This is a genomic window from Bradyrhizobium diazoefficiens USDA 110, assembly GCF_000011365.1.
Taxonomy (GTDB): Bacteria; Pseudomonadota; Alphaproteobacteria; order Rhizobiales; family Xanthobacteraceae; genus Bradyrhizobium; species Bradyrhizobium diazoefficiens.
Genome location: NC_004463.1, coordinates 6,824,064 through 6,841,091 on the forward strand (window position 1 = coordinate 6,824,064; position 17,028 = coordinate 6,841,091).

16 protein-coding genes are annotated in these 17,028 nt (G+C 63.9%); 12 read left to right on the forward strand and 4 right to left on the reverse strand.

The window, feature by feature from the left end; all coding sequences use genetic code 11:
- Positions 1-21: 21 nt before the first annotated feature.
- Positions 22-102: a pyrroloquinoline quinone precursor peptide PqqA gene (gene pqqA, locus BJA_RS31430; protein ID WP_008562446.1), complete on the reverse strand. Its 81-nt coding sequence runs from the start codon at positions 100-102 to the stop codon at positions 22-24.
- Positions 103-273: 171 nt separating this feature from the next.
- A complete protein-coding gene (locus tag BJA_RS31435; protein WP_038966744.1) occupies positions 274-666 on the reverse strand; it encodes an EF-hand domain-containing protein in 393 nt (130 codons plus the stop codon).
- 341 nt (positions 667-1,007) lie between these two features.
- Between BJA_RS31435 and BJA_RS31440 the strand changes: the two genes are divergently transcribed.
- The 6 genes from BJA_RS31440 to BJA_RS31465 all read left to right on the forward strand — a co-directional run bounded on the left by BJA_RS31440 (position 1,008) and on the right by BJA_RS31465 (position 5,912).
- Positions 1,008-2,672, forward strand: coding sequence for a methanol/ethanol family PQQ-dependent dehydrogenase (locus tag BJA_RS31440; protein ID WP_011088947.1), 1,665 nt, complete (start codon positions 1,008-1,010; stop codon positions 2,670-2,672).
- A gap of 10 nt (positions 2,673-2,682) precedes the next feature.
- Positions 2,683-3,039, forward strand: coding sequence for a c-type cytochrome (locus BJA_RS31445; RefSeq protein WP_011088948.1), 357 nt, complete (start codon positions 2,683-2,685; stop codon positions 3,037-3,039).
- Positions 3,036-3,959: a substrate-binding periplasmic protein gene (locus tag BJA_RS31450; RefSeq protein ID WP_011088949.1), complete on the forward strand. Its 924-nt coding sequence runs from the start codon at positions 3,036-3,038 to the stop codon at positions 3,957-3,959. The genes BJA_RS31445 and BJA_RS31450 overlap by 4 nt, the downstream gene beginning before the upstream one ends.
- Positions 3,956-4,297, forward strand: a complete 342-nt coding sequence (locus BJA_RS31455) for a hypothetical protein (RefSeq protein WP_108914082.1) — start codon at positions 3,956-3,958, stop codon at positions 4,295-4,297. The genes BJA_RS31450 and BJA_RS31455 overlap by 4 nt, the downstream gene beginning before the upstream one ends.
- Positions 4,298-4,331: 34 nt before the next feature.
- Positions 4,332-5,345 carry a Bug family tripartite tricarboxylate transporter substrate binding protein gene (locus BJA_RS31460; protein WP_011088950.1) on the forward strand — a complete coding sequence of 338 codons (1,014 nt, stop codon included), beginning with the start codon at positions 4,332-4,334 and terminating at the stop codon, positions 5,343-5,345.
- Between the two features lie 141 nt (positions 5,346-5,486).
- Positions 5,487-5,912 carry a hypothetical protein gene (locus tag BJA_RS31465; protein WP_028174359.1) on the forward strand — a complete coding sequence of 142 codons (426 nt, stop codon included), beginning with the start codon at positions 5,487-5,489 and terminating at the stop codon, positions 5,910-5,912.
- Positions 5,913-5,950: 38 nt separating this feature from the next.
- On the opposite strand, the gene BJA_RS31470 is transcribed toward BJA_RS31465, so the two are convergent.
- Positions 5,951-6,919, reverse strand: a complete 969-nt coding sequence (locus BJA_RS31470; protein WP_028174358.1) for a helix-turn-helix domain-containing protein — start codon at positions 6,917-6,919, stop codon at positions 5,951-5,953.
- A 515-nt stretch (positions 6,920-7,434) separates the two neighbouring features.
- Here BJA_RS31470 and xoxF5 point away from each other — a divergent pair.
- The 6 genes from xoxF5 to BJA_RS31500 all read left to right on the forward strand — a co-directional run bounded on the left by xoxF5 (position 7,435) and on the right by BJA_RS31500 (position 15,014).
- Positions 7,435-9,243 carry a lanthanide-dependent methanol dehydrogenase XoxF5 gene (gene xoxF5 / locus BJA_RS31475; RefSeq protein ID WP_011088953.1) on the forward strand — a complete coding sequence of 603 codons (1,809 nt, stop codon included), beginning with the start codon at positions 7,435-7,437 and terminating at the stop codon, positions 9,241-9,243.
- An 81-nt stretch (positions 9,244-9,324) separates the two neighbouring features.
- Entirely contained in the window at positions 9,325-9,846 is a 522-nt protein-coding gene (locus tag BJA_RS31480) for a c-type cytochrome, methanol metabolism-related (protein ID WP_249162777.1), read from the forward strand.
- A gap of 57 nt (positions 9,847-9,903) precedes the next feature.
- On the forward strand, positions 9,904-11,013 hold the full coding sequence (locus BJA_RS31485; protein WP_011088955.1) for an S-(hydroxymethyl)glutathione dehydrogenase/class III alcohol dehydrogenase: 1,110 nt from the start codon (positions 9,904-9,906) through the stop codon (positions 11,011-11,013).
- A gap of 32 nt (positions 11,014-11,045) precedes the next feature.
- Entirely contained in the window at positions 11,046-11,609 is a 564-nt protein-coding gene (gene gfa, locus BJA_RS31490) for an S-(hydroxymethyl)glutathione synthase (protein ID WP_011088956.1), read from the forward strand.
- Between the two features lie 638 nt (positions 11,610-12,247).
- Positions 12,248-12,700: a (2Fe-2S)-binding protein gene (locus BJA_RS31495; RefSeq protein WP_011088958.1), complete on the forward strand. Its 453-nt coding sequence runs from the start codon at positions 12,248-12,250 to the stop codon at positions 12,698-12,700.
- Position 12,701: 1 nt separating this feature from the next.
- Entirely contained in the window at positions 12,702-15,014 is a 2,313-nt protein-coding gene (locus BJA_RS31500; protein ID WP_011088959.1) for a xanthine dehydrogenase family protein molybdopterin-binding subunit, read from the forward strand.
- 276 nt (positions 15,015-15,290) lie between these two features.
- On the opposite strand, the gene BJA_RS31505 is transcribed toward BJA_RS31500, so the two are convergent.
- A complete protein-coding gene (locus BJA_RS31505) occupies positions 15,291-17,018 on the reverse strand; it encodes a methanol/ethanol family PQQ-dependent dehydrogenase (protein WP_011088960.1) in 1,728 nt (575 codons plus the stop codon).
- Between the last annotated feature and the right edge of the window lie 10 nt (positions 17,019-17,028).

Sequence of the window (17,028 nt, forward strand, 5' to 3'; positions counted from 1 at the left end):
GCCGCGGCAGGTTCGTCAGTCTTACTTGCGCGAAGCGCAGGCGTACATGTTGATTTCCATGCCGACCGGCACTTCCACGATCTTCGGAGCTTTCCAAGCCATCCGGGGTCTCCCAAGGTATTGAGCGCGACATCGCGCGAGGCAAAACCTAGGGCTGCGTCAGGCACAGCGCAAGTCTGGAATCGGAGCGCAAACACAGCGAACCGTCGCATATCGCTTGCGAATTTCCCTCTCGGGCAAACCGTCTTCGCTCCCAGTCAAGCGCGGCTGCTTTCACCGCAACAAGCGCAGCAGCGCGCGGCCGGCGCGCGAGTTCAACTCCTTCGCATCGAGCGTGCCGTCCTTGTCCGGATTCGCAGCGTTGAAGCGCTGCTCCACCACAGCGAGATATTCGTCGAGCGTGAGAGTCCCGTCGCGGTCGGGGTCGGCGGCGGCGAGCTCTTTCGCGGTCAGCCGTCCGCGCAATTCGCGCGCGTCCAGCGTCCCGTCGTGGTCGGGATCGAGCTTGGCGAACAGCGCCGTAGCCGCCTTCTTCACCTCGGCAAGGTCGAGCGTGCCGTCATTGTCGGTATCAAACATCTTGACGGCATTGCCGGAGGCCGACCAGGCCGGACCGGACAGCAATGCAACCGTGAGCGTAAGCGCAACAGAGCGGCGTGACATCATGAAAACCTCCCTCACCAAGAGCTCCGATTCGAGCCGGATCGAAACGACATAAGTCCACAAGCGAGGCCCGGTTCAAGTCTGGAATTGCAAGTATCGCGCCGCACAACTCGCGGAACCCGCCGGCCCGCGCGCGGCGGCCCCGCGCTGGCATTGCCTCATGCCGTGGAATTTTTTCAGCGCCTGCGCACAAGTGAGAGTCGGTCGTCAGGTTGCTGTAAGGTAACTGACATCTGCGTCCAACATATCGGCATGACGCTTACGACTTTCGTATTGACGCGTTTTGCATTCGGGCGGAGTGTTGCTGTCGCAGCGTCAAAAGGCGCGCATATTTGGAGGAACGGATGAAACGCTTTGCGATGGCCGCGAGCCTCGTCATGCTTGCATCAACGTATGCAAACGCCCAGACCACCGAGCAACTGGTCAAGGGTGCGACCGATACATCGAACGTTCTCAACTACGGGATGGGCTACAATCTCCAGCGCTTCTCGACCCTGAACCAGATCAACAAGGACACGGTGAAAAACCTCGTCCCGGTCTGGAACTACTCCTTCAATGACGATCGCAGCGAGGAATCGCAGCCACTGGTGTACCAGGGCGTGATCTACGTGACCTCGCACAACGCGACCATGGCGGTCGACGCCAAGACCGGCAAGCAGATCTGGAAATCCAAGATCGAGTACCCCGCCGAGACGCCGCGCATCGTCTGCTGCGGCATCATCAACCGCGGCGCCGCGCTCTACGACGGCAAGGTGTTCCGCACCACCCTCGACGCCAACGTGATCGCGCTCGACGCCAAGGACGGCAAGGAGCTTTGGCGGCAGAAGGCGGCCGATATCAAGGAAGGCTATTCGATGACGGTGGCCCCGCTGGTCGCCGACGGCGTCGTCATCACCGGCATCTCCGGCGCCGAGTTCGGCACCCGCGGCTTCATCGACGGCTGGGATCCGGCGACGGGCAAGCATCTCTGGCGCACCCATTCGATCCCCTCTCCCGACGAGCCCGGTGGCGACACCTGGAAGGGCGACACCTGGAAGCTCGGCGGCGGCTCGACCTGGATCACCGGCTCCTACGATCCCGAGCTGAACACGGTCTATTGGGGCATCGGCAATCCCGGCCCGTTCAACTCGGCGGTGCGCCCCGGCGACAACCTCTACACCTGCTCCGTGCTGGCGATGGATCCCAAGACCGGCAAGATCAAGTGGCACTACCAGTTCTCGCCGAACAATCCGTTCGACTATGACAGCGTGGCCGAGATGGTCCTCGCCGACATGAACGTCGAGGGCAAGCCGACCAAGGTGCTGATGGATGCCAACCGTAACGGCTTCTTCTACGTGCTCGACCGCACCAACGGAAAGCTGCTCGCGGCCAATCCCTACGTGAAGGTGAACTGGGCGACCGGCGTCGACATGAAGACGGGCCGCCCGATCGAGACCGACGTTTCGAAGGACGCCCGCGAGGGCAAGAAGGTGACTGTCTATCCGTCGATCCTCGGCGGCAAGAACTGGGAGCCGATGTCGTTCAATCCGCAAACCGGATTGGCCTACGCCAACACGCTCGCCTTCGGCGGCAAGTACAAGGCCGAACCGGTCACCTTCAAGCAGGGCGAATGGTATCTCGGCATGGACCTCACCGATCCCTGGGAATTCGGCGACGGCGCGCGGGGCCATCTGAAGGCGATCGATCCGATGACCGGCAAGGCGAAGTGGGAGGCGCCCGCCGACATCCCGCGCTTCTCCGGCGTGCTGTCGACCGCGGGCGGCGTCGTGTTCACGGGCGCCCTGACCGGCGAGTTCGAGGCCTTCGATGCCGACACCGGCAAGAAGCTCTGGCAGTTCCAGACCGGCTCCGGCATCGAGGGACAACCGGTGACGTGGCAGCAGGATGACGTGCAATACATCGCCGTCACCAGCGGCTACGGCGGCGTCTACTCGCTGTTCTCCGGCGACGAGCGGCTCGCCAAGGTGCCGCCCGGCGGCTCGCTGTGGGTCTTTGCGGTCAAGCAATAGCCACGGCAAGATGCTGAGAGAAGTGGCTTACAAGACGGCGGCGAAGATCGCCGCCGTCACGGTGCTGACGGTCGCGCTTGCGGCGACCGCTCGTGCCGCGGATGACGCAACCGGCAATCCCGTGCAGGCGCAGATCGACCATGGCAAGTCGACCTATGCCGAGAAATGCTCGCACTGCCACGGCCCCAATCTGATGAACTCCGGCACCATCACGCCGGACCTGCGCGCCTTCCCCGACGACAAAACGCGCTTCGTCACCACCGTGAAGAACGGCAAGAACAACAAGATGCCACCCTGGGGCGACATCCTCAGCGACGACCAGATCGGGGAGCTCTGGGTCTTCATCTCGAGCCGGAGAAAGCCATGAGGCGCTGGCTCGCCGCCTGGAGCCTCGCCGCGGTCCTCGCGGCCAATGCTGCGCATGCGGCCGATGGTCCGTTGAGCGTCTGTCTCGACGAGGACCGGCCGCCGCTCTCGGTGCATCACAAGGGCAAGGCGGATTCCGGCTTCGATGTGCTGCTGGCGCAGGCGATCGCGGAGCGGATCGGACGACCGCTGAAGATCCAGTGGTTCGAGAGCAAGCTGGATGAGGATTCCAGCCCGCAGCTCGAGGCCAATGCGCTGCTCTCCGACGGACGCTGCTCGCTCGTCGGCGGCTATGCGCTGACGACGGATTCCCTCGTCAAGCCCGGCATGAAGACGGCGCGCCTGCCGGATTTCACCGGTGCCACGCGCGAGGACCGGCGGCGCCGCGTCGCGCTCGGCGAGCTCACCCCGAGCCAGCCTTACGTCTACTCGCCGATGACGGTGGTGCTCGGGCCGAAGGCGAAGGGGCGCAAGATCGCCGACATCGGCGATCTTGCCGGGCTCCGCCTCGCCATCGAGAGCGGCTCGCTCGGCGATGCGATCCTGATGACCTTCGACAAGGGACGCCTGATCGACGGCATCACGCATCTCGTTCCCGGCCGCGACGATCTCCTCGGCGCGCTCGCCAGCGGCGACTATGATGCGACACTGATCGACCTCGGCCGCTTCGATGCCCACCGCGCCGCGCATCCGGATACGGCGATCACCGCGTCCGGCTACTATTATCCGATCGGCGCCAATCGTGGTTATGTCGGGCTTGCCAGTGACCCTGCCCTGATCGACGCCGTCAACAAGGCACTGACCGAGCTCGCAGCTGAAGGCAAGATCGCCGAATTCGGCAGGCAGGCCGGCCTCACCTATTTGCCGCCGCGGGAGCCCGTGATCCTCGGCGATGTCTGGATGAAGATCATTCAGCGGTGATTCTGTTCGTCATTCCGGGGCGCCCGCAGGGCGAACCCGGAATCCATTTCTCCGCAGAGCATGCGGCCCAATGGATTCCGGGCCTGCGCGCTTCGCGCGCTCCCGGAATGACGGCGGATGTGGCTGGCAGCGTCTCACTTCGTATAATGCGGCGGTTCATTCGGCCATTTGGTGAAGTCGTGAGCGCCTTCGCCACAGACCTGCGCGCCACCCTCTCCCGGGCAATCAAGACCGGCGAGCTGCTGCGCGCGCTGATCGTCGTCGGTCCGAACAAGCAGCGCCATACCTTCCAATGCGCCAATCTGTCTCGCCTGCCGACCATGGCAGAGACGGCGTGATGCAGTAGCTTCGGTAAAAATCCGGGAGAGAATCATGTCCGCAAAACTCGATCGCCGCCACTTCGTCGCCGCCGGCACCACCGCACTCGCGATGCCCTTCCTCGCGCGCAGCGCCTCGGCACAAGGCACATCTCAAGGCACATCTCAAGGCACCTGGCCGTCGCGGCAGATTCGCATGATTTGCAGCTACCCGGCCGGCGGACAGACCGACCTGCTCGCGCGCGCCTACGGCGAATTCATCTCCAAGCAGGTCGGCAAGACCGTCGTGATCGAGAACAAGCCCGGCGCCGCCGGCGCGATCGGCACGGCCGAGGTTGCCCGCGCGGAGCCCGACGGCCACACCATCCTGTGCTCGATCTCGACCACCTACATCATGAACCGGGTGGTGATGAAGAATCCCGGCTACGACATGGACAAGGACCTGACGCTCGTCAGCGTCATTCCAGGCGCCGGCCTTTTGCTGGTCGCGAACCCCAAGACCGGCGTCAAGACGCTGGAAGATTTCGTCACGTTCGCGCGCAAGAGCGGCAAGGTGAACTTCGGCACCTACAGCGCGGGCTCGTCCCCGCACATGACGATCAACGAGCTCAACAAGCAATACGGCCTCAACATCGAGCCGGTCCATTACCGCGGCGAAGCCCCGATGTGGACCGGAATCCTGGAAGGCACGCTCGATGCCGCGATGGGCAGTTACACGGCCGCGCAATCGGTCCTGCAAAGCGACCGCGGCACCGTGTTCGCGGTGCATTCGAAGAAGGTCGACGCGATTCCGGCCATCAAGACCCTCCCCGAACAGGGCGCGACGTCGAAATTCTTCACCGTCAGCGGGTTCACTGGCTGGGCGGTGCCGAAGGCAACGCCGCAGCCGGTGGTCGACCGGCTGGCCGAGCTCTGCGTCGCCGCCAACAACGATCCGAAGGTGAAGGAGGTGCTCGCGACCTTCGTGCTCGAACCCGCGATCGGCTTCAAGGAGACCAATGCGCTGTATCAGCGCGAGCTGCCGATCTGGATCGAGAGCGCGCGGTCGTTGGGCCTCGAGCCGGCTTGAACCTTTTGGCATGGCGCATCGGACACGCTTCCGCGGTGCGGCACGGCATCCGACCAAAGCCTAGGTCGATGTCGGCGACGGCCCCCACTATCATAGGTGGTGCCGGAGAACCTCGGGGTCCGAACGAGAAAGGCCGATCGCATGACGCCAGATGCCATCGCCATAGCCGCCATGATCATCCTGCTCTTTCCGATGGGCTATTTCACGCTGGCCTCGCCCGCCTTCCTGCTGGTGAAGCTCGACATCCGGCCCGTCGCCCTGCTGCTGCGTGGAATGTTCAATGCCCATTTCCTGGTCATGGGCGTTGCCGGAATCATCGGGACGGCGGCTTTCCTCCTCGCCGGACGGCTGCTCTTCGCCGCGGCGGTCGGCCTGCTTGCAGCTGTGGCGATTGGCGGGCGCCGCTGGTTCATGCAGCGGATGGACGACCAGCTCAGCGCGAGTGATGCGGGCGACACCGAGGCTCCGCGTCGGCTGCGCCGGCTGCACTGGAGCGGGATGCTGTGCAACGCGGTCCTGCTTGCCGCTCTGCTGGCCAGCATTCCCTACATTGCGACGACGGCATGAGCGCATTGGCCGCTCGCCGGGAGCTCCCCGGCGTGCGCCTAATGCTCGTTCGCGGCCGCGGCGCTCTGCTGCCCCTTGTGGATCGAGGACGGCACCACGCCGAAATATTTCCGGAATACGCGGCTGAAATGCGATGAGCTGGAAAAGCCCCAGGAGAATGCCACGTCGGTGATGGTCTTGCCGGCGTGGGCCTCGAGCTCCTGACGGCAGTTCTGAAGCCGCGCCTGCCAGATGTAATCGCTCACCGTGGTGCCGCGCTCGGAGAACAGCATGTGCAGATAGCGCTTGGAGCAGCCGAGCTCGGCAGAGATCTGGTCGATGCACAGATCCGGATCGCGCAGGTGCTCGCGGATGAAGAACTGCGCGCGCACATACATCGCCTCGGGTCCGACCCGATCGAACATCGTGTCGGCTTCGCGCAGCGGCAGCAGCAAAAGGTCGATCAGCGAATCGGCGACGCCGACCGCGCTGTTCGCCGACAGCTTGGCCGCCTCGTCGAAGGTCGCGTGGACGAAATCGTGGGCGATCCGTCCCGTGCCCGTCTTCGCCGACAATTTGCAGGCCGGCATCCGCTGCGACGGGAAGCCGCGGTCGCGCAGCAGCGCCTTCGGCACGATCACCACGTCGTGACGCGTGAAGGCGGGGCTGATGATCGAATGCGGGCAGGATACGTCATAGGCGATGATGTCGCCGGGATTGATTTCGATGTGACGGCCTTCCTGCTCGAAATAGGACACGCCGTAGGTCTGGAAGTGGATTTTTATGTACGGGTGTTCGTTGGCCTTGGCGCGCGCCAGCGTGTGCGCGATGCGATGCTGGCTGACCTCGATCTGACACAGCTTCAGGCGCGAGACGGTGGTGTAGTCGATGCGGCCCTCGAGCGAGGACGCCTCCAGCGGGTCGACGTCGAAATGCCCACACAGACTGGTCAGCCCGTCGATCCAGCTCTGGATCTGGCGCTTCGGCGTCATTCCCGTCGTCGAGAGCGTGTGAATGGTGTCGGACATTAATCCAGCCACTGGTTTGATTCGGAAATTTCGACGCGAATCGCGACCAGCGCTTCCGGAGCCCTCAGCCGAGATTGCGTGACGTTTACCTCGAATTTGAGCGGTCTTCTGCAACGAGCGCCATCGTTTCATTGCCACCCTTGAAGGTTAATCCTCCGCCTTAGTTGCAGCGCCGTCAAGGGGAACCTGAGCGCAGAGCGCGGTCCCGAAGCGACGCGGAAGCCGCTGAATTCGCTACTGCAAAATCAAAATCTTCGCGTCCGTGCGCTGTCAAGCAAACCAGCTTCCCTCTTGGGCAAGTTTCCCGATGACGAAGTCGTTAGGGATTGCGGCAGGAACAACAAGAACGGGCCGCTCCTGCACGTGGACCCGTGGCTCTCATCAGGAGGAGGAAACACCGCACCATCGTTTCTGGTCCCAATCGTGACCGCCCTGCACGAGCAGACGCCGGACGAGAAGCCCGGTGATTGAGCAACGCTTCGGAAACAATAAACGATACCAACGGAGGAATAACTATGCGCAAGGTGCTACTGGCGACCTATCTTGGCTCCGCGGCGGCTCTCGCCGTCGGCAGCGCTTCAGCCAATGACGAGCTGATCAAGATGTCGCAGAACCCGAAGGACTGGGTGATGCCGGCGGGCGACTATGCCAATACCCGCTATTCCAAGCTGAACCAGATCAACGCACAAAACGTGGGCAAGCTCCAGGTCGCCTGGACCTTCTCGACCGGCGTGCTGCGCGGCCATGAAGGTGGCCCGCTGATCATTGGCAACATGATGTACGTCCATACGCCGTTCCCGAACAAGGTCTACGCTATTGACCTTTCCAACGAGAACAAGATCGTCTGGAAGTACGAGCCGAAGCAGGACCCGAACGTCATCCCGGTGATGTGCTGCGATACGGTCAACCGCGGCCTGTCCTATGGCGACGGCAAGATCATCCTGCATCAGGCCGACACCAACCTCGTCGCGCTCGACGCCAAGACGGGCCAGGTGGCCTGGTCGGCCACGAACGGCGATCCGAGCAAGGGCCAGACCGGCACCTCGGCGGCGCTGGTCGTCAAGGACAAGGTCCTGGTCGGCATCTCCGGCGGCGAATTCGGCGTGCAGTGCCACGTCACCGCTTACGATCTCAAGAGCGGCAAGCAGGTCTGGCGCGCCTTCTCCGAAGGTCCGGACGACCAGATCAAAGTCGATCCGGCCAAGACGACGTCGCTCGGCAAGCCCGTCGGCGCCGACTCCTCGCTGAAGACCTGGCAGGGCGACCAATGGAAGATCGGCGGCGGCTGCACGTGGGGCTGGATGTCCTACGATCCCGCTCTGAACCTCGTCTATTACGGGTCGGGCAATCCTTCGACCTGGAATCCGAAGCAGCGTCCGGGCGACAACAAGTGGTCGATGACCATCTTCGCACGCGACGCGGACACCGGCATGGCCAAATGGGTCTACCAGATGACGCCCCACGACGAGTGGGACTATGACGGCGTCAACGAGATGATCCTCTCGGATCAGCAGATCAACGGCCAGGCGCGCAAGCTCCTGACGCATTTCGACCGCAACGGCCTTGGCTACACCATGGACCGTGAAAGCGGCGAACTGCTGGTTGCCGAAAAGTACGATCCGAAGGTGAACTGGACCTCCGGCGTCGACATGGACAAGAACTCGCCGACCTATGGCCGTCCGAAGGTGCTCGACGCAGCTTCGACCGACAAGGCGGGCGAGGACCACAACGTGAAGGGCATCTGCCCGGCCGCGCTCGGCACCAAGGACGAGCAGCCGGCAGCCTACTCGCCGGACACGCAGCTGTTCTACGTTCCGACCAACCACGTCTGCATGGACTACGAGCCGTTCAAGGTGAGCTACACCGCGGGCCAGCCCTATGTGGGTGCGACGCTCTCGATGTATCCGCCGCAGGGTGAAAGCCACATGGGCAACTTCATCGCCTGGGACGGCAAGACCGGCAAGATCGTCTGGTCGAACAAGGAGCAGTTCTCGGTCTGGTCGGGTGCGCTCGCAACCGCCGGCGGCGTGGTGTTCTACGGCACGCTCGAAGGCTACCTGAAGGCGGTCGACGCCAAGTCCGGCAAGGAGCTCTACAAGTTCAAGACTCCGTCCGGCATCATCGGCAACGTCACGACCTATGAGAACGGCGGCAAGCAGTACGTCGCAGTGCTCTCGGGCGTCGGCGGATGGGCCGGCATCGGTCTCGCCGCAGGCCTGACCGATCCGACCGCCGGTCTCGGCGCAGTCGGTGGCTACGCGGCCCTCAGCAACTACACGGCACTCGGCGGTACGCTGACCGTGTTCTCGCTGCCGGCGAACTAGCCCTACCTTCGTGTCGCTCCGGCGCGTGGATCAACTCCACGCGCCGGCTCGTCTCCACCGAACGCCTTCGAGGATAATCTCTTGCGTAAAATCTGCTTTGTCATTGCTGCGATCATCTTCGTGACTTCGGGGGGAATAGCCGTTGCGGACGGTCCGGGCGACCCGACCGCCGTCAAGAAGGAAGACGACGGAAAGTGGCTCGATAAGGAAGGAAACCCGACCTACAAGATTTCGGCCGACGGCACCGTGGACTGGTTCACCTATTCCGGATATCGCCGCTATCACTCCGACTGCCACGTCTGCCATGGCCCCGACGGCATGGGATCCACCTACGCACCGGCGTTGAAGGATTCGGTCAAGACCATGAGCTATGGCGACTTCCTCGGCGTCGTCGCCTCCGGTCGCAAGAACATCTCGACCGCGCAGGAGAACGTCATGCCAGCCTTCGGCGACAACCCCAACGTCGCCTGCTACATGGACGATCTCTACGTCTATCTGCGCGCCCGCTCCAACGAGGCGTGGGGCCGGCAGCGTCCCTCCAAGAAGGAGGAGAAGAACGAGACCTACACCAAGGCGGAAGACGCCTGCATGGGCAAGAAATGAACGTTACCAGGACCGATACCAGCTCTTGGCGTCCTGCGAGAATTTGAGGAGTTTACGATGAAGACACGTGCCGCCGTTGCTTTCGAAGCCAAGAAACCACTCGAGATCGTCGAAGTCGATCTGGAAGGACCGAAGGCCGGCGAAGTCCTGGTCGAGATCAAGGCGACGGGCATCTGCCATACCGACGCCTACACGCTCGACGGCTTCGACAGCGAAGGAATCTTCCCGTCGATCCTCGGCCATGAGGGCGCCGGAATCATCCGCGAGATCGGCCCCGGCGTGACCTCGGTCAAGCCGGGCGACCACGTCATCCCGCTGTACACGCCGGAATGCCGGCAGTGCAAAAGCTGCCTGAGCCAGAAGACCAATCTCTGCACCGCGATCCGCGCGACGCAGGGCAAGGGCGTGATGCCCGACGGCACCAGCCGCTTCTCCTACAAGGGCAAGCCGATCTACCACTACATGGGCTGCTCGACCTTCTCGAACTTCACCGTGCTGCCCGAGATCGCCGTCGCCAAGATCCGCGAAGACGCGCCGTTCGACAAGAGCTGCTACATCGGTTGCGGCGTCACCACCGGCGTCGGCGCGGTCGTCAACACTGCCAAGGTCGAGCCGGGCGCCAACGTGGTCGTGTTCGGCCTCGGCGGCATCGGACTGAATGTGATCCAGGGCGCCAAGATGGCCGGCGCCGACAAGATCATCGGCGTCGACGTCAATGATTCCAAGGAAGATTGGGGCCGCCGGTTCGGCATGACCCACTTCGTCAACCCGAAGAAGATCACCGGCGACATCGTTCCGCATCTCGTCAACCTCACCGACGGCGGCGCCGACTACACCTTCGACTGCACCGGCAACACCACCGTGATGCGCCAGGCGCTGGAAGCCTGCCATCGCGGCTGGGGCACCTCGATCATCATCGGCGTCGCCGAAGCCGGCAAGGAGATCGCCACCCGCCCGTTCCAGCTCGTCACCGGCCGCAATTGGCGCGGCACGGCTTTCGGCGGCGCGCGCGGCCGCACCGACGTGCCGAAGATCGTCGACTGGTACATGAACGGAAAGATCCAGATCGATCCGATGATCACCCACGTGCTCAAGCTCGAAGAGATCAACAAGGGCTTTGACCTCATGCATGAGGGCAAATCCATCCGTTCCGTCGTCGTCTACTAGCTCACTGCCATCACCCCAAGGAGGATCGTCCCATGACTATTGCACTCCACCCATCGATCGACAACGGCCTCAAACAGGGCAGCGGCAGCTTCGCCGGCGGCACGCTCGCCTGCAAATGCAAGGACCATCAGGTCAAGGTCGGCATCAAGGGCGACGTCGCCCACAACCACGCCTGTGGCTGCACCAAGTGCTGGAAGCCGCAGGGCGCGACATTCTCCGTCGTCGCGGTGGTGCCGCGCCAGAACGTCACCGTGCTCGAGAACGGCGACAAGCTCGAGATCGTCGATGCCTCCGCGGTGATCCAGCGCCACGCCTGCAAGGCCTGCGGCACGCACATGTACGGCCGCATCGAGAACAAGAACCATCCGTTCTACGGCCTCGACTTCATCCATCCCGAACTGTTCCAGGAGCAGGGCTCGCAGGCGCCGCAATTCGCCGCCTTCGTCTCCTCGGTGATCGAATCCGGCGTGAAGCCGGAGCAGATGGCCGGCATCCGTTCGCGGCTGAAGGAAATCGGGCTCGAGCCTTATGACTGCTTGTCGCCGGCGCTGATGGACGCGATCGCGACCCACGTGGCGAAAGCCAAAGCAGCCTGACGAAGGCGACCTGAACGAGGCGGCCCGAGCAGGGCCGCCGGACCCACGCCACGTCCGCTCGCTGGTTCAGACCAGCACCAGCGAGCCGGACGGAGGTGGCTTCCCACGATCGCGACGAGGCCGCCGCTTCTGCACTCTGCGTCTACGAGGGCCACGCTCCCTCAGTCCTGGTCTCTGAATGACTGCGCAGCGCCGCCCGCTTTCCGATGGAAGTCGGCGGCACCTGCGTTTCTCCCTCCCTCGACTGAGGCATCCTGCTTCGTCCGTACAGTCTTTCTGGCGGACGAAGCTTTTTTGCTGCGGCCTGCTTTGCAATTGCGCAATGCGCGCGGCGCGATGCCGCGCCCTGCTTTTGACAAATCACAGATGCAACCTCTTCACGCCGAGAACAACCGGCTGTGAATGCCGGACCGGCGCGATCCCTGCTACGATCGCGCCGTGACGATGCCGCGCGAAGTTCAATCAAATAAGAACAAAACGGGAGGTATCGAACACATCCAGACATCGCCATTGGCGTTCCTGCCTCCCTCCGGGATTTGCCCGCGCGGGATGACGGCGGAACGCGGCAACGACGCACGAACCGCCGCCGGCGCATGCCGGCGCATTTAATTCATGCTTATGAAGAGCGAGGGACGATCATGATCAAGGTGAAGATCAACGGCCAGGAACAGAGCTGGGACGGCGACCCGAATCTCCCGCTACTCTGGTTCCTGCGCGACGAGGCCGGGCTGACAGGCACCAAGTTCGGCTGTGGCCAGGCCTTGTGCGGCGCCTGCACCGTCATCGTCGACAAGGAGGCGGTGCGCTCCTGCGTCACGTCGATCAACGACGTCGCCGGCCGCGAGGTCACGACGATCGAGGGATTGCATCCGAACGGCGATCACCCGGTTCAAAAAGCCTGGCGCCAGGTCAACGTGCCCCAATGCGGCTTCTGCCAGGCCGGCCAGATCATGCAGGCCGCGGCGCTTCTGATGGACAACCCGAAACCCTCGCACGACCAGATCCGCGAGGCGATGTCCGGCAACATCTGCCGCTGCGGCTGCTACCAGCGCATCGAGAACGCGGTCCATCTCGCATCGACGGGAGTGTGACATGAATTTCATCGACAATCCCCGGAAGCTTCACAGCTTCGAAAAGAACATCCGTGTCGAGAAGGTCTCGCGCCGCAGCATCCTGAAGGGGCTCGGCGTCACCGGCGGCTTCGTGCTTGCCGCGCCCGTGATGTCCCGCCAGGCATTTGCCTATGAGACCGGCGCCGGAAAGATGCCGCATGGCGTCGTGGTCGATCCGCGCGTGTTCGTCGCGGTCGCGCCCGACGGCACCGTCAGCATCGTCGCCCACCGCTCCGAGATGGGCACCGGCGTGCGCACCAGCCTGCCACTGATCGTGGCCGAGGAGATGGAGGCCGACTGGTCCAGGGTCAAGGTGCAGCAGGCCCATGGCGACGAGGTCAAGTTCGGCAACCAGGACACCGACGGCTCGCGCAGCACGCGGCATTACCTCATCCCGATGCGCCAGATCGGCGCCGCCGCCCGCACCATGCTGGAACAGGCCGCCGCCAAGCGCTGGGGCGTTCCGGCAACGGAGGTCAAGGCGGTCAATCACGAGGTCGTCCATGGCGGCAGCGGGCGCAAGCTCGGCTTCGGCGAACTCGCGGCCGACGCCGCCAAGGAATCGGTGCCGAGCGTCGAAGGCCTCAAGCTGAAGGACCCCAAGGACTTCCGCTATCTGACCAAGGGCCAGATCGGCATCGTCGATCTTCACGACATCACCACTGGCAAGGCGCGCTACGGTGCGGACGTGCGCCTTCCCGGCATGAAATATGCCGTGATCGCGCGCCCGCCGGTGACCGGCGGCAAGCTCGCCTCGTTCGATCCGAACGAGGCGTTGAAGGTGCCCGGCGTCGAGAAGGTGATGCAGGTGCGCGGCTGGCCGTGGCCGTCGAAGTTCCAGCCGCTCGGCGGCGTCGCGGTGATCGCGCGCAATACCGGCGCGGCGATCAAGGGCCGCGATGCGCTGAAACTGGTCTGGGACGACGGCGCCAACGGCAAATACGACTCCGTCGCCTACCGCAAGGAGCTCGAGGAGGCCTCGCGCAAGCCCGGCCTCGTCGTGCGCAAGGAGGGCGATGCGGACGCCGCCCTGAAGGGCGCCGACAAGGTGATCGTCGGCGAGTACTACGTCCCGCATCTCGCCCATGTCGCCATGGAACCGCCGGTGGCGGTCGCCGACGTCAAGGGCGACAAGGCCGAGATCTGGGCGCCGGTGCAGAGCCCGGGCGGCACCCGCGAGGACGTCGCCAAGACGCTCGGCATTCCGGAAGCGAACGTCACCGTCAACGTCACGCTGCTCGGCGGCGGTTTCGGCCGCAAGTCGAAATGCGACTATGCGCTCGAAGCCGCGCTGCTGTCGAAGGAGCTGGGCGCGCCGGTGAAGGTGCAGTGGACGCGGGAGGACGACATCCACAACGGCTTCCTGCACACCGTCTCGGTCGAGCGGATCGAGGCCGGTCTCGACAAGAGCGGCAAGGTGATCGCCTGGCGCCACCGCAGCGTGGCGCCCAGCATCGCCTCGACCTTTGCGGCCGGCACGGTGCATCAGGCGCCCTTCGAGCTCGGCATGGGCCTCGTCGACATGCCGTTCGAGATCGCCAACATCTCCTGCGAGAACCCGGAGGCTGCGGCGTTCACCCGCATCGGCTGGTTCCGCTCGGTCTCGAACATCCCGCGCGCCTTCGCGGTGCAGTCGATGGTCGGCGAGATCGCGAACGCGACCGGCCGCGACCAGAAGGAGACGCTGCTCGCGCTGATCGGCAGCCCGCGGATCGTCAAGCCCGCGGTGAAGGACATGTGGAACTACGGCGAGCCGCAGGACAGCTACCCGATCGACACCGCGCGCCTGCGCAAGGTGGTCGAGCTGGTGGCCGAGAAGGGCGAATGGGGCCGTCAGGTGCCGAAGGGCCACGGTCTCGGCATCGCAGTACACCGCAGCTTCGTCAGCTACATCGCGACCATCGTCGAGGTGGCCGTCGACGACAAGGGCAAGCTGACGGTGCCGCGGGTCGACACCGCGATCGACTGCGGCACCTACGTCAACCCCGAGCGCATCGCCTCGCAGATCGAGGGCGCGGCGATCATGGGTCTCAGCCTCGCCAAATATGGCGAGATCACCTTCAAGGACGGCAAGGTGCAGCAGAAGAACTTTGACGACTTCCAGGTCGTCAGGATCGACGAGTCTCCCATGGTGACCAACGTCCACATCGTGCCGCCCGCGCCGGGCACGCCGCCGAGCGGCGTCGGCGAGCCCGGCGTTCCGCCGTTCGCGCCGGCGCTGATGAATGCCATCTTCGCCGCGACCGGAAAACGCATCCGGAGCTTGCCGATCGGCAAGCAGTTGGAGGCGTAAGGAACGCACGCGGCCTCGCGCCGTCTCCATCAACCGATGTGCCCTCTCCCCCTGTGGGAGAGGGCAGCGACGCCGGTTGCTACGATCTCGCTCGGGTGAGGGGTTTGTCTCCGCGGATAGAGACCCCTCATCCGGCGCTTCGCGCCACCTTCTCCCACACAAGGGGAGAAGGGAAGACAGCACTCTCGACACACACACAAAATGCGGCGGACGTTTCCGTCCGCCGCATTCGCCACCCCCCTTTGCTGCTCCGCCTCTTTCGATCCGCCCGCGGAGCTATTTCTTCAGCGCGAACACCCAGATCACGCCGCCCTGCGGCACATTGGCCTCGATGCCGATGTTGTTGGTCACCAGCGCATCCTGGATCCGCTGCGCGTCCACACCCCATCCCGACTGGATCGCGATGTATTGCGTGCCGTCGATCTCATACGACACCGGCATGCCCATGATGCCGGAGTTGGTCTTCTGCTCCCACAACAGCTCGCCGGTCTTGGCGTTGAAGGCGCGGAAGTTGCGGTCGTTGGTGCCGCCGGCAAAGATGAGATCGCCCGCGGTCGCCGTCACCGAGCCGAACAGCTGCGACTTCGGGAAGTTGTGCTGCCACACCTTCTTGCCGGTGACGGGATCCCAGGCCTGGAGCTCGCCAAAATGATCCGCCCCCGGCTTGGTCTTCAGCCCGATGTCTTCCGGCTTGGTGCCGAGCCAGAGCTCGCCCGGCTTGAGTGCGACCTTCTCGCCGGTGAATCCGCCGCAGAAATTCTCGTTGGCGGGCACGTAAACCAGGCCCGTCTTCTGGCTGTAGGCCGCCGACGGCCAGTCCTTGCCGCCCCATAGAGAGGGACAGAACTCCACGCGCTTGCCAATCACCGGCTTGTGCGCGGGATCGACGATCGGCTTGCCGGTTTCGGCATCGATGCCCTTCCAGACGTCGGTGGAGACGAACGGCCAACCTGCCACGTAGTTGATCTTGGTCGGCGTGCGCTCGAGCACCCAGAAGATCGCATCGCGCCCCGGATGGACCAGGCTCTTGATGCTGCGGCCGTCACGTTGCAGGTCGATCAGCATCGGCGCTTCGACCTCGTCCCAGTCCCAGGAGTCGTTCTGGTGGTACTGGTGATAGGTCTTGATCTTGCCGTTGTTCGGATCGAGCGCGAGCACCGACGAGGTGTAGAGATTGTCGCCGGGATGGGTCTCGCCCGGCCACGGCGCCGCGTTGCCGACGCCCCAATAGATCGTCTTGGTGTCCTTGTCGTAATTGCCGGTCATCCAGGCCGAGCCGCCGCCGTTCTTCCAGTCATCGCCCTGCCAGGTGTCGTGACCGGGCTCGCCTTCGCCGGGAATGGTGTAGGTCCGCCACAGCTCCTTGCCGTCCTTGGCGTCATAGGCGGCGACATAGCCGCGCACGCCGAACTCGCCGCCGGAGCCGCCGACGATGACCTTGCCGTCGACGATCAGCGGCATCAGGGTCATATACTGGCCCTTCTTGTAGTCCTGCACCTTGGTGTCCCACACCACCTTGCCGGTCTTGGCGTCGAGCGCGACGACATGATCGTCGGTGGTGGCGAGATAGAGCTTGTCCTCCCACAAGCCGACGCCGCGGCTGGTCGGATGCAGCTGGAACAGATCGTCGGGGAGCTGCCGCTTGTAGCGCCAGTACTCGTCGCCGGTTTTCGCGTTCAGCGCGATCACCTGCCCCATCGGGGTCGCCACGAACATCACGCCATTGTTGACGATCGGCGGCGCCTCGTGGCCTTCGACGACGCCTGTTGCAAACGTCCAGACCGGCGTGAGACCCTTCACGTTCGAGGTGTTGATCTGGTCGAGCGGGCTGTAGCCCTGCCCGTCATAGGTGCGCCGATAGAGCATCCAGTTGCTCGGTTCCGGATTCTCCAGGCGCTGCGCGGTGACCGGAGAATAATTCTCGATCGGGCCGGCACCGGCGGCGGTCGAGGCAAGACAGGTGAAGGCGACGAAGCCGGACAGAAACCATTGCTTCCTGGTCATGGACGTTCCC